At 71.0% G+C, this 12,688-nt stretch carries 14 protein-coding genes; 6 read left to right on the top strand and 8 right to left on the bottom strand.

The annotated features are described in order from the left end of the window. Positions 1-27: 27 nt before the first annotated feature. Both AC30CM_RS26085 and AC30CM_RS26080 read right to left on the bottom strand, forming a co-directional pair. Positions 28-333 carry a hypothetical protein gene (locus tag AC30CM_RS26085; RefSeq protein WP_490119815.1) on the bottom strand — a complete coding sequence of 102 codons (306 nt, stop codon included), beginning with the start codon at positions 331-333 and terminating at the stop codon, positions 28-30. Positions 334-381: 48 nt separating this feature from the next. After that, positions 382-642, bottom strand: a complete 261-nt coding sequence (locus AC30CM_RS26080; protein ID WP_490119814.1) for a hypothetical protein — start codon at positions 640-642, stop codon at positions 382-384. 478 nt (positions 643-1,120) lie between these two features. Between AC30CM_RS26080 and AC30CM_RS26075 the strand changes: the two genes are divergently transcribed. After that, positions 1,121-2,149, top strand: a complete 1,029-nt coding sequence (locus AC30CM_RS26075) for an alcohol dehydrogenase catalytic domain-containing protein (RefSeq protein WP_490119813.1) — start codon at positions 1,121-1,123, stop codon at positions 2,147-2,149. 63 nt (positions 2,150-2,212) lie between these two features. After that, the gene (fbaA, locus tag AC30CM_RS26070; protein ID WP_490119812.1) at positions 2,213-3,250 is read left to right on the top strand and encodes a class II fructose-bisphosphate aldolase; all 1,038 of its coding nucleotides are present in this window, start codon (positions 2,213-2,215) and stop codon (positions 3,248-3,250) included. Positions 3,251-3,318: 68 nt separating this feature from the next. Here fbaA and AC30CM_RS26065 read toward each other — a convergent pair whose 3' ends face one another. Beyond that, on the bottom strand, positions 3,319-4,077 hold the full coding sequence (locus AC30CM_RS26065; RefSeq protein WP_490119811.1) for an Rv0361 family membrane protein: 759 nt from the start codon (positions 4,075-4,077) through the stop codon (positions 3,319-3,321). A gap of 83 nt (positions 4,078-4,160) precedes the next feature. On the opposite strand from AC30CM_RS26065, the gene AC30CM_RS26060 reads away from it, so the two are divergent. Further along, positions 4,161-4,574: a DUF3151 domain-containing protein gene (locus AC30CM_RS26060; protein WP_490119810.1), complete on the top strand. Its 414-nt coding sequence runs from the start codon at positions 4,161-4,163 to the stop codon at positions 4,572-4,574. 6 nt (positions 4,575-4,580) lie between these two features. Here AC30CM_RS26060 and AC30CM_RS26055 read toward each other — a convergent pair whose 3' ends face one another. From AC30CM_RS26055 to AC30CM_RS26045, 3 genes are all read right to left on the bottom strand, one after another. After that, positions 4,581-5,474 carry a cation diffusion facilitator family transporter gene (locus AC30CM_RS26055; protein WP_490119809.1) on the bottom strand — a complete coding sequence of 298 codons (894 nt, stop codon included), beginning with the start codon at positions 5,472-5,474 and terminating at the stop codon, positions 4,581-4,583. Positions 5,475-5,519: 45 nt separating this feature from the next. Beyond that, positions 5,520-6,311 carry a site-2 protease family protein gene (locus AC30CM_RS26050; protein ID WP_490119808.1) on the bottom strand — a complete coding sequence of 264 codons (792 nt, stop codon included), beginning with the start codon at positions 6,309-6,311 and terminating at the stop codon, positions 5,520-5,522. Positions 6,312-6,398: 87 nt separating this feature from the next. After that, entirely contained in the window at positions 6,399-7,046 is a 648-nt protein-coding gene (locus AC30CM_RS26045; RefSeq protein WP_490119807.1) for a peptidase M50, read from the bottom strand. Between the two features lie 83 nt (positions 7,047-7,129). Here AC30CM_RS26045 and AC30CM_RS26040 point away from each other — a divergent pair, with 83 nt between their 5' ends. The 3 genes from AC30CM_RS26040 to AC30CM_RS26030 are packed head-to-tail and all read left to right on the top strand — an operon-like array spanning position 7,130 to position 9,734. Further along, entirely contained in the window at positions 7,130-8,425 is a 1,296-nt protein-coding gene (locus AC30CM_RS26040; protein WP_490119806.1) for an adenylosuccinate synthase, read from the top strand. Next, a complete protein-coding gene (locus tag AC30CM_RS26035; protein ID WP_490119805.1) occupies positions 8,422-9,057 on the top strand; it encodes a PaaI family thioesterase in 636 nt (211 codons plus the stop codon). The genes AC30CM_RS26040 and AC30CM_RS26035 overlap by 4 nt, the downstream gene beginning before the upstream one ends. Before the next feature lie 14 nt (positions 9,058-9,071). Further along, complete coding sequence (locus AC30CM_RS26030) at positions 9,072-9,734, top strand: hypothetical protein (protein WP_490119804.1); 663 nt, start codon at positions 9,072-9,074, stop codon at positions 9,732-9,734. Here the strand turns inward: AC30CM_RS26030 and AC30CM_RS26025 are convergent. Continuing rightward, positions 9,701-10,906, bottom strand: coding sequence for a cytochrome P450 (locus AC30CM_RS26025; RefSeq protein ID WP_490119803.1), 1,206 nt, complete (start codon positions 10,904-10,906; stop codon positions 9,701-9,703). The genes AC30CM_RS26030 and AC30CM_RS26025 overlap by 34 nt on opposite strands. A 33-nt stretch (positions 10,907-10,939) precedes the next feature. Beyond that, a partial coding sequence (locus AC30CM_RS26020; protein WP_490119802.1) for an MMPL family transporter occupies positions 10,940-12,688 on the bottom strand: 1,749 nt, incomplete at its 5' end.

Here is a 12,688-nt window from a genome sequence, read left to right as displayed (position 1 = left end):
CGCCCCGCCGCAACGGCGGTTAGCGGCTCAGCTGGTCAGCCAGCGGCCGACGCCGCCCTGGCCCGAGCAGGGGCCCCAGCTACCGACCTGCACCAGCGAGATCGACCCGTCCATGCACATCGCGACGCGCGGCTGCGGCGGGGCCGGGGGTGGCGGCGGTTCCGGGGCGTCAGGTGGGGGCGGAGGTGGGGGTGGCGCGTCGGGTGGGCACGGTGCCTCGGCGCCCAGCGGTGCTCCGGGCAGACATGCGGGCGGCTCGGCCGCTGCCGTGGGGGCGCCGAGCACGCCGGTCGCGCACGCCAGCACGCATGCCGCGAGGAGGGGGCGAACCATGTCGACCACGCTAGCCGGTGACCGTCGGCGACGCCGACGTCGGCCGTCTCAGCTCAGGGAGTAGACGCGCTCGGGCGTCCTGGTGATCCACAGCTCGGGGATGGACTCCGTCCGCCGCCACGCGCGGATGGCCGTCCACGTGGCCACGGAACCCACCTGCAGGGCGCCGAGGAGGAGCAGCGGCCAGACCATCCCGGCGAGCACGCTCAGCGTGACGATGCGGGCGGTGCCGATGCTGCGGTCGGCGGACCGGAATGCGGCCGCGCAGGCGAGGGCCGAGCACACCAGCCAGCCGCCCAAGTAGGCCATCGTCCAGGTCCAAACCACGGCGTTTCCCCTTTGCCGAGTGATTTATGTCTCTCGTAACTTAACCCGGTTTGCTGGGAGCAACAAGCTCTGGCGGCAAACCAAAAAACCATACGAATGGTCCCAAAACGCCTGGCTATAGGCGGTTCGTTTGCTGCTGGCAACGAGGATTCGGGGGCCCGCGGTTGACGTGGAGCGACAGTAACTGGCTCTTACCTGCGCAAATTCTTGACGCCAGCGTAAATCACGCGGATGCGTCCCGTCCTGCGATTGAGTGGCTCGGGTGACGACCGCGAATGCGGACGTTGCCAGATCGTGTCCTACGGGTGCGACGTGATCCTGGCGCAGACGTCACGCACGGGGCGCCGAGTTCTGCGCGCGGGTCGTGCCTCGACGCGCGTGGCGACCCCGACGCAGAAGTCGCGTGACGATTCCGGCTAGCAGGGGTCTGCGGACCCGCCGTCGGGATTATGTTCCCTTCATGGCTTCCACCACCACCGGCACCCACCGCGCCGTCCACGTCGCCTCCGCCGGCGCCGCCCTCGAACTCGCCGACGTCGAGACGCCCGCGCCTCGGCCCGGCCACGTCCGCCTCGCGGTCGCCGCGTGCGGCGTCTGCGGCACCGACCGCGAGTTCCACGCCGGCCACTTCCCGGGCCTGCAGTGGCCGCTCACCCTCGGCCACGAGATCGCGGGCACCGTCGCCGAGGTCGGTGACGGGGTCGAGGACTTCGCCGTCGGCGACCGGGTCGCGGTCGGCTGGTTCGGCGGCAACTGCAATCGCTGCATCCCCTGTCGCCGCGGTCTGTTCATGCAGTGCGAGCGCATGGAGGTGCCCAGCTGGCACTACCCCGGCGGCTACGCCGAGTCGGTGGTGGCTCCCGCGACGGCGCTGGCGCGCATCCCCGACGGGCTGACGTTCGTCGAGGCGGCGCCCATGGGCTGCGCCGGTGTCACGACGTTCAACGGGCTGCGCAGGACCCGCGCCAAGGCCGGCGATCTGGTCGCGGTGCTGGGCGTCGGCGGCCTCGGCCACCTGGGTGTGCAGTTCGCCCGCGCCATGGGGTTCGAGACCGTGGCGATCGGTCGCGGCACGGCCAAGGCCGACGAGGCCAAGAAGCTCGGCGCCCACCACTACCTGGACTCGACGGCGTCCGACGTCGCCGCGGAACTTCAGAAGCTCGGCGGTGCCGCCGTCGTGCTCGCGACCGCCAACAACGCCGCCGCCATGGCCGCCACCGTCGGCGGACTCGGGCCGGAGGGCGAACTGGTGGCCGTGGGCGTGACGCCCGAACAGCTGCCCATCAGCCCCCTGGACCTGATCAACTCCGGGCTGTCGGTCACCGGGCACCCGTCGGGCACCTCGCGCGACATCGAGGAGACCATGCACTTCGCCGTGCTCGCCGGCGTGCGGGCCATGACCCAGGAGATGCCGCTGGACCGGGCGGCCGAGGCGTTCGAGGTGATGGACACCGGCAAGGCGCGCTACCGCGTGGTGCTCACCACGTAGCGCCCGCGACGTGGCGCCCTGGAATACTGCTGGGGAGTCGATCCCGCGTAGGAGAGGAATGCCATGCCCATCGCCACGCCCGAGGTATACGCCGAGATGCTGGGCCGAGCCAAGGAGCACTCGTTCGCGTTCCCCGCGATCAACTGCACGTCGTCGGAGACCATCAACGCCGCCATCAAGGGCTTCGCCGACGCCGGTAGCGATGGCATCATCCAGTTCTCCACCGGCGGAGCGGAATTCGGCTCCGGCCTGGGCGTCAAGGACATGGTGACCGGTGCCGTCGCGCTGGCCGAGTTCGCGCACGTCGTCGCCGCCAAGTACGACGTCACCGTCGCGCTGCACACCGACCACTGCCCCAAGGACAAGCTCGACTCCTACGTGCGGCCCCTGGTGGCGATCTCGGCCGAGCGCGTGAAGAACGGGCAGAACCCGCTCTTCCAGTCGCACATGTGGGACGGCTCGGCGGTACCCATCGACGAGAACCTCGAGATCGCGAAGGAACTGCTCAAGCTCACCGCCGAGGCCAAGATCATCCTGGAGATCGAGATCGGCGTCGTCGGCGGTGAGGAGGACGGCGTCGAGGCCGAGATCAACGACAAGCTCTACACCACGCCCGAGGACTTCGAGAAGACCATCGACGCCCTGGGCCACGGCGAGCACGGCAAGTACCTGCTGGCCGCGACGTTCGGCAACGTGCACGGCGTCTACAAGCCCGGCAACGTCAAGCTGCGTCCCGAGGTGCTGGCCGAGGGGCAGAAGGTGGCGGCCGCCAAGCTCGGCCTCCCCGAGGGCAGCAAGCCCTTCGACTTCGTCTTCCACGGCGGTTCGGGCTCGCTGAAGTCCGAGATCGAGGACTCGCTGAAGTACGGCGTGGTCAAGATGAACGTCGACACCGACACGCAGTACGCCTTCACCCGGCCGCTCGTCGGGCACATGTTCACCAACTACGACGGCGTGCTCAAGATCGACGGCGAGGTGGGCAACAAGAAGGTCTACGACCCGCGCAGCTACCTCAAGAAGGGCGAGGCGGCGATGTCCGAGCGCGTCGTCGAGGCCTGCAACGACCTGCACAGCACCGGCCGCAGCGTCAGCGCCTCCTGATCCTCACGCGATTTCGGCGCGGTGTCGTTCGCTCACCGAACGACACCGCGCCGAAATCGTGAGGGGGCCTACTGGGGGGCCTGGCAGATCTTCCACTGGTCGTCGCGGAACTCCAGATCGAAGCTGCGCGTCGAGCGCGTGGCCGGATCGAAGGCCATGAACGACGTGACGTTGGCCTCGGCGTGGGAGCCGTTGACCACCACGGCGTCGATGCTCGCCACCACCGGGTACTGCCGAGCCGCGGCCACCCGCGAGTGGATGTCCTTCCACTGCGCGTCGTCGAAATCGACGTAGCCGACCGCGGTTTCGCCACACGTGATGCTGCGCAGCGTCGCGAGGTCGCCCTTCTGGATCGCGGTGTCGAAGTTCTGGATCGTGGTGCGCACGTCGTCCTCCTGGGACACCGCGGGCCCGTCCTTGCGGGTCAGCAGCACCGTGCCCAGGATGGCGATGGCGACGACGGCGGCGATCACCAGCACCACCGCGATCACCCAGCCCCAGCTGCGTCTGCGCCCGCCGCCCTTGCCGGCGTCGTTGCGGCCCGGAATGACCTGTGGCCCAGCGTTTCCCGACTGCGAGGCGATGGGCTCGGTGAACGCGCTGGCGGCCGCAACGTCGGGGGCCGGACTCGCCGAGAACACCTCGGTGGCGGGCTCGGGCACGGACTTGATCACCTGCGTCTCGCCGGCGTCGGACGGCGACGGGGCGGTGAAGCGGCGTTCGGGTTCGTCGGCGCGCTCGGGGGCGGGCTCACCGGTCACCGGCTCCGCCGACGACGGGAACACCTCGGTCGACGCATCGGCGTCGGGATCTCTCGGGTTCGACATGAGCGGCTCACTCCTCCTCGCGACCGTCTGCTGGAAGCTTATCCACCCGCGGCTCCGCTTCCCGCGCACGGCACAATGGGCGGATGACGCGAATGGGTGACCTGCTGGGACCTGACCCCGTACTGCTGCCGGCCGACGCCGAGGCAGAGGAGGCGCTGGCCGCCGGAGAGAAGGCGGCCATCGTGGCCGCCGCCCATCCCGCCGCGTCGGTGGCGTGGGCGACGCTGGCCGAGACCGCCCTGGACGACGATCAGCCCGTCACGGCGTACGCCTACGCGCGCACCGGCTATCACCGGGGTCTGGACAAGCTGCGCCGCAACGGCTGGAAGGGCTTCGGCCCGGTGCCGTTCGCGCACGAACCGAACCAGGGCTTCCTGCGGTGCGTCGCGGCGCTGGCCCGGGCCGCCGAGTCCATCGGCGAGACCGACGAGTACCAGCGTTGCCTCGACCTGCTCGACGACAGCGATCCCGCCGCCCGGCGCGAACTGGGGCTGTAGCGCCGGTCAGCAGCGGCTGTGTTCGTCGCAGTCGCCGATGGTCGGCGGTTCCACCTGCACGGTGGCGTGCTCGAGGCCGCGGGCGGCGAGCACGGCGCGGGCGTCGGCCAACACCCGGTCGGTGTTGCCGTCGCACGTGACGTGCGCCGTGGCCATGTCGCGGCCGGGGACCAGCGTCCAGACGTGCAGATCGTGCACGTCGGTGACGCCGTCGACGGCGCGCAGGGCGGTGCGCAGCTCGTCGACGTCGATGTGGCTGGGGGAGGACTCGCTGAGGATGCGCAGGGCGGCCCTGGCGAGCGCGAAGGCGCGGGGCAGCACCCACAGCGCGACCAAAACGGCCACCACGACGTCGGCGTACGGCCACGACGTGGTGACGGTGACGATGCCTGCGATCAGGACGCCCACGCTGCCGACCGTGTCGGCGACGACCTCCATGTAGGCGCCCTTGACCGCGAGGCTCTCCTCGGACTGGGAGCGCAGCAGCAGCATCACCGCGAGGTTGGCGAGCATGCCCAGCAGCGCCACGACGATCATCGGCACGCCGGGAACCTCCGGCGCATCGCCCAGCCGCTCGAAGGCCTCGAAGAGGATGAACCCGGCCACCCCGAGCAGTAGGGCGGCGTTCGCGACGGCGGTGAACACCTCGGCGCGGTGCCAGCCGTAGGTGCGCGACGGTGACGTCGAGCCGCGCCGCGCCAGCAGCACCGCGGTGAGCCCCATGAACATGGCGACGAGGTCGGTCAGCATGTGCCCGGCGTCGGCGAGCAGCGCGATGGAGTTGATCAGCAGCGCCGTGACCAGTTCGACCACGAAGAACGTCGCGAGGATCGCCGCGCCCATGATCATGCGGCTCACGCGGACGTCGCCGCCGTGGCCGTGGTCGTGTCCTGCACCCATGCGACGTAATCTATGCGTAGATGCGCATATGTCGCAAGGTCTTCGTCAGAGCCAGGCCGACCAGAACCGCGTCAGCTGACTGCCGAGCGCGACCAGGGGGCTCGGCACCCCGCTGAGATCGAAGAACCAGAACACCACCGAGAAGAACGCCGAGTTCAGCGCGGGCACCAGCAGGATCAGCAGCAGGATGAGAAAACCCCAGCCCTTCACCGGATCGAGCGTGCGCTGCAGCTCCGGGGACAGGTGCGGTTCCAGCGCGCCGTAACCGTCCAGGCCGGGCACCGGCAGCAGGTTCAGGATCACCGCCGTCACCTGCAGGAACCCCAGGAATGCCACCGCGGCCCAGAACACCGCGTGCTCCGGGTCGAAGAACACCCGCGTGGCCACCAGCAGCAGCACCGCCAGCACCACGTTCGCGAACGGGCCGGCCAGACTCACCGTGGTGCGCTGCCGCGGCAGCATCCACGACGTCCGCACGTACACCGCACCACCCGGCAGCCCGATGCCGCCGAGGGCGATGAACAGCACCGGCAACCCCAGCGACAGCATCGGGTTCGAGTACTTCAGCGGGTTCAACGTCAGGTACCCGCGGATCTCGACGTCGTGGTCGCCGTACCGCCACGCCGTCCAGGCATGGCCGAACTCGTGCAGGCACAGCGACACCAGCCAGCCGAACATCACGAAGACGAACACGCCCACGTAGGCCAGCGCGGGCACCGAGCCGTCGGCGGCCACCGGCGTCACCCACGCGGTGAACCCGCCGACGGCGGTGATGGCCACGATGGCAAGGAAAACCGGGCTGGGCCGCACGGACCGCCGCAACGGGCTGATGCTCACCCCCGCGAAGGTACCTGCGTCACCGGACGGGACTGGATGCGCCGGCTCCTGCGTCACCGGACGGGACTGGATGCGCCGGCTCCTGCGTCACCGGACGGCCAACCACCCCTGCGTGTGCCGATAGAACGTCGACCGCTTCACCGCCCGCGCACTCGGCTCCCCGTCGCGCACCACGATCGCCCCGGTGGTCCCCAGCTGTGCGGCGCGGCCCGTGACCCACCGCCGCGGCCGCAGCCGCCCGGCCGACACGGCCGCCCGCACGCCGGGCATCGCGCCGGTGGGCTCGACGAGCACCTTGGCCACCTCACCGTCGAACAGCACGGTGTCGTCGACGACGGCCTCGCCGCGCAGTCGACCGTCGTCGCCGATCCACGATCCCGCCCCCACCAGCGCGATCCCGGCGTCGTCGCGGATCAGCGGCAGCCGCGTGGCCGTGCCCGTGCGTGCCGCGCGCGCCGCCCGCGCCCCGGTGGGCAGCCCGTGCACCCGCGTGGCGTGCGTGCGGCGCCGCGCCAGGTACGCCACCTCGACGTCCAGGCGCTCCAGGCGCAGCAGGCGGCTCAGCACGACGGCCAGATCGCCGTCGGCGCCCAGCACCGCCAGCCTGCCGACGCCGTCGGTCAGCACACCGTCGACGGTGCGCGGCCCATCGACCGCGACCACCGGCACACCCGCCAGCCCACGGGGCACGCGTCGCTGCCCGAACCTCAGCACGACGAGGTCAGGCGTGGTCAAGGCGGCTCCTCGGGGGGCGCTGGGATAGGGTGTGTCACCGGCTGCACACAGTAACGACGCCATCGAAGAGCGGGAGACAGGCCATGCCGGCAATCGTCCTCATCGGCGCCCAATGGGGCGACGAGGGCAAGGGAAAGGCCACCGACCTTCTCGGTGGACGCGTCCAGTGGGTGGTGCGCTACCAGGGCGGCAACAATGCCGGCCACACGGTGGTGCTGCCGACCGGCGAGAACTTCGCCCTGCACCTCATCCCGTCGGGCATCCTGACCCCCGGCGTCACCAACGTCATCGGCAACGGCGTCGTCGTGGATCCGGGGGTGCTGCTCACGGAGCTGCACGGCCTCGAGCAGCGCAACGTCGACACGTCCGGCCTGCTGATCTCGGCCGACGCCCACCTGCTGATGCCCTACCACGTGGCCATCGACAAGGTCACCGAGCGCTACCTGGGCAACAAGAAGATCGGCACCACCGGCCGTGGCATCGGCCCGTGCTACCAGGACAAGATCGCCCGCATCGGCATTCGGGTGGCCGACGTCCTCGATCCCGATCTGCTGGCCCAAAAGATCGAGGCCGCACTGGAATTCAAGAACCAGGTGCTGGTGAAGATCTACAACCGCAAGGCGCTCGACGCCGACGAGGTGGTGGCCTCCCTGCTGGAGCAGGCCGAGGGGTTCAAGCACCGCATCGCCGACGCGCGACTGCTGCTCAACCAGGCGCTCGAGGCCGGGGAGACGGTGCTGCTCGAGGGCTCGCAGGGCACGCTGCTCGACGTCGACCACGGCACGTATCCGTTCGTGACGTCGTCGAACCCCACCGCGGGCGGCGCGTCGGTGGGGTCGGGCATCGGACCCACCCGCATCACCACGGTGCTGGGCATCCTGAAGGCCTACACCACGCGCGTCGGATCGGGGCCGTTCCCCACCGAGCTGTTCGACGACAACGGGGCCTACCTGGCCAAGACCGGCGGCGAGGTGGGCGTCACCACCGGCCGGGCGCGGCGGTGTGGCTGGTTCGACGCCGTGATCGCCCGGTACGCGACGCGCGTCAACGGCATCACCGACTACTTCCTCACCAAGCTCGACGTGCTGTCCAGCCTGGAGACGGTGCCGGTGTGCGTCGGTTACACCGTCGACGGCAAGCGCACCAACGAGATGCCCATGACCCAAAGCGACATCGCGCGCGCCGAGCCCGTCTACGAGGAGCTGCCCGGCTGGTGGGAGGACATCAGCACGTGCCGCACCTTCGACGAGCTGCCCGCCAAGGCGCGCGACTACGTCCTCCGGTTGGAAGAGCTTGCGGGAGCGCAAGTGTCGTGCATCGGCGTCGGTCCCGGCCGCGATCAGACCATCGTGCGCCGAGACATCCTGGCCCCGTCGTGAGCGACGCGGACGCGCACTCCGATCCCGACTACGAACGGCACGGCGGCTTCCCGCTGTTCGAGCCCGCCGACCCGGGACCCGGTTTCGCCCCGTTCGTCGCGTCCATGCGGCGGCTGCAGGACCTGGCCGTCTCCGCGGATCCCGACCGGGACACCTGGATCGAGGCGGCGTCGCGCGTCGCCGACCTCGTCGCGCTGCTGGAGCCCCACGAGGCGGCCGAGGGCGTGGGTCCGGCCAACCGGATGCCCGACCTGCCCGGTTCCGGCAGCCTGCTGATGCCGCCGTACGAGGTGACCCGCTTCGAGCCCGACGGCGTCGAATTGCGCGTCCGGTTCAGCCGGTTCCACGTCGGTGGCAACTCGGCGGTGCACGGGGGCGTGCTGCCGCTGCTGTTCGACTCGACCTTCGGCATGGTGATCCACGCCGCGGGCCGACCCATCAGCCGCACCGGCTTCCTGCACGTCGACTACCGCAAGGTCACGCCCATCGACACCCCGTTGGCGGTGCACGCCTGGATCCGCGAGACGCAGGGGCGCAAGGCCTTCGTGAACTCCGAACTGCGCGATCCCAACGGTGCGCTGCTCGCGGAGGCCCACGGTCTGATGATTCGGCTGCTGCCCGGCCAGCCCTGAGAGATCATGGCGCGGTGACCGCGCCCGATCGCACCCCTCGCAGGCTCACCACCCCGCACTCGGCGGCGCTGGCCGGCGTGCTGTTCGCGCTGCTGTTCGGCACCTCGCTGGTGCTGATCCGCCTGGCACTGCCCGACGGGGCCGAACGCGGTGCGCAGTGGGCCGCCGGCAGCACCGGCATGATCCGCACGGCCACCATCCTGATGCCGTTCGCCGGCATCACGTTCCTGTGGTTCATCGGCGTGATCCGGGACAACCTCGGCGCGCTGGAGGACCGGTTCTTCGCCTCGGTGTTCCTGGGCAGCGGGCTGCTGTTCCTGGCCATGACGTTCGCGGCGGCCGCGGCGGGTGCCGGGCTGTCCTACGCCAGGCACGTGCTGGGCGCGCAGTACTCCGAGGAGATGGGCGCCTTCGGCCAGGGGCTGGTCACCACTCTCGGCAACACGTACGCGTTGCGCATGGCGGCGGTGTTCATGGTGTCGCTGGCCACCATCTGGCTCAAGACGCGGCTGATGCCGACGTGGCTGACGGTCGTCAGCTACCTGGCGGCCGTGGCGCTGCTGGTGGCGTGCGATCTGAGCCTGTGGTTGACCGTGGTGTTCCCGCTGTGGGTGCTCGTGGTCAGCCTGGTGTTGCTCACCGGTCACCATCGGACGGCCAAGGACCCCAGCCCGTAGATGAAGTGGAACTCGCGGAAGGCGACGTCCTCGAGGCTCTCGGCGAGTTCCAGCGTGGGGAACCGGCGCAGCAGCGCCGGCCAGGCGATGCGCATCTCGGCGCGCGCCAACCCCGCGCCGATGCAGTGGTGGGCGCCGTGGCCGAACGCCACGTGGCGGCGCGGGTCCCGGCGCAGGTCCAGGCGGTCGGGATCGCTGACGTAACCGGGGTCGCGGTTGGCCGCGGGCAGGGACGCGAACACCAGGCTGCCCGCCGGGATCGACACGCCGGACACCTCGACGTCGACGGCGGTGAAGCGGGGGATGGAGGTCTGCACCACCGAGAGCCAGCGCAGCAGCTCCTCGATGGCGGGCCCGACGGCATCGGGATCGTCGCGGACCAGTGCGAGTTGGTCGGGATGCCGCAGCAGCGCGAGCGTGCCCAGGCCCAGCATGTTCGACGTGGTCTCGTGGCCTGCCAGCAGCAGCAGGCCCGCGATGCCGACCAGTTCGTCGTCGGTCAGCGCGTCGCCGTGTTCGGCGACCAGCATGCCGAGGATGTCGTCGCCCGGTGTGGCGCGCGCGGCCGACACCAGCGTCTGCATGTAGTCGCGGGCTTCGCGGCCCACGGCGAGGCGTTCCTCCAACGGCAGGGACAGGTCGAGCTGGCGCGCCGCCCGGTGCTGGAACGCCTCGCGGTCGGCGTAGGGCACCCCGAGGAGTTCGCAGATCACCAGCGAGGGGATGGGCAGCGCGAACGCCGCGACCAGGTCTGCGGTCGGACCTGCGGCGGCCATCGCGTCGAGGTGCTCGTCGACGATCTGGGTGATGCGCGGCTCCAGGCTCTGGATGCGACGAAACGTGAACTCCGGCACCAGCATTCGGCGCAACCGTTGGTGCTCGGGGGCGTCCAGGCCCAGCAGGTTGCCCGCCCGCTGCCTGCGGCGGTCCTCGTCGGAGACCTCCGGGACCCCGGGCATGAAGAACTCCGGCGGACGTTCGTTGCGGAACCGTTCGTTGTCGGCGAGCACGCGGGTGACGTCGTCGTAGCGGGTGATCACGTACTGGCGCAGGCCGAAGGGATTGGTGCCCGCGAGCACGCCGGACGTGGCCCTGATCTCGGCGAGTTCGGGCACGGGATCGAAGGCGTTGCGGCGCAAATGCACCGGCAACTCCGTTGAGGCATGCGTCATGCCATCGACGGTACGCGCGCGCCGCGCGGGCGGTCAGCGTCGCGCGTGCAGGGCGGGCCACCAGATGCGCGGGCCGACCAGCGTGAACAGGGCGGGGATGATCACGGTGCGCACCACGAAGGTGTCCAGCAGGATGCCCAGCCCGACGATGATGCCGATCTGCGTCAGCACGATCAGGGGCAGCACGCCCAGCACGCAGAACACCGCTGCCAAAACGATTCCCGCGCTGGTGATCACGGCACCGGTGGCCGACACCGCGCGCACGATGCCCTCGGTGGTGCCGTGTTCGGGCGTCTCCTCCCGGGCACGGGTGACCAGGAAGATCGTGTAGTCCACGCCGAGGGCCACCAGGAACAGGAACGCAAACAGCGGGGTGGTGTTGTCGAGTGCGGGAAAGCCGAAGGCGTGCACACTGATCCACCCGCCCAAGCCCAGCGCGGCCAGTGCGCTGAGCACGGTCACGCCCACCAGCAGCAGCGGCGCCAGCGCAGCCCGCAGCAGCACGTAGAGCACGGCCAGCACCACCACCAGGATGGCGGGCGCCACCACCAGCAGGTCGCGCTGGGCGGCGGCGCGCGCGTCGCGGGCCGAGGCGTCGGAGCCACCGACGAGCCCATCCGGGTCGACGGCGTGCACGGCCGCGCGCAGCGCGTCGACGGTGTCGAACGCGGCGTCGGAGGCGGGCGCGGCGCTGAGCACCACCGACCACTGCGTCAGTCCCGACGGCGTCGTGCCGGTGGGGGCGGCCGACACCACGCCGGGCGTCGAGGTGATGGCCCGACCCACCGCCTCGTCGGCGGCCGTGGCGGCGATGACGCGCGTCGGGTCGGTGAGACCGCTGGGGAAGTGCGCGGCCAGGGTCTCGTACCCGGTGACGGACTCCGCGCGGACCCGGAACTGTTCGGTCTGCGACAGCCCGATGGGGGTGGTCAGCAGGCCGGTGCACAGCGCGGCGAGGGCGGTGACGGCGACGGTCGACACCACCGCGGGCCTGCGGGCGACGGCCGCCGCGACGCGGTGCCAGGGCCCCGACGTGGTCAGTGGCGCGGCCCCGACCTCGGGGATGAACGGCCAGAACAGGCGGGTGCCGAACAGGCCCAGCGCCGGCGGCAGCACCACCAGGACGAACACCGCGGCGACGACGAGCCCCGCGGCGGCCTGCACGCCGAGGCTGCGGGTGCTCGGGGAGGCCGCCAGCAGCAGGGTCAGCAGCGCGAGCACCACGGTGGCGTTGCTCGCCACGATCGCGGGGCCGGCACGGCGCAGCGCCGTGCGCAGGGCCGCGCCGTGATCGGGTGTGCGCGTCAGCTCCTCGCGGTAGCGGGAGATGAGCAACAGCGCGTAGTTGGTGCCCGCCCCGAACACCAGCACGCTGGTGATGCCCCCGGTGGATCCGTCGGGCGACGTGCCGACGGCCGTGGCGAGGGCCGCGCCGAGCACCGATCCGACGCGGTCGGCGAGCGCGATCACCAGCAGGGGGACCAGCCACAGCACCGGGGAGCGGTAGGTGACGACGAGCAGGATCGCGACGACGGCGGCGGTGACGGCGAGCAGCGTCACGTTGGCGCCGCTGAACGAGTTGGCGATGTCGGCGCCGAAGGCGGGGCCGCCGGTGACCTGGGCACGCAGTCCGTCGGGCAGCCCCTCCGTGGCCGTCGCGCGGGTCGTGGTGACGGCGTCGTCGAGTGCGAAGCCGGACAGGTCGGCGGGCAGGGGCACGGTGGCGATGGCGGCACGGCCGTCGTCGGAGACCAGGGCCGGCCGGCCGCCCGCGGCGGTGCG

This window comes from Mycobacterium sp. DHQP2018-32-09 (assembly GCF_058148405.1).
The sequence above is the reverse complement of the archived record's forward strand: the minus strand, read 5'-3'. Positions and strand labels throughout refer to the sequence as shown.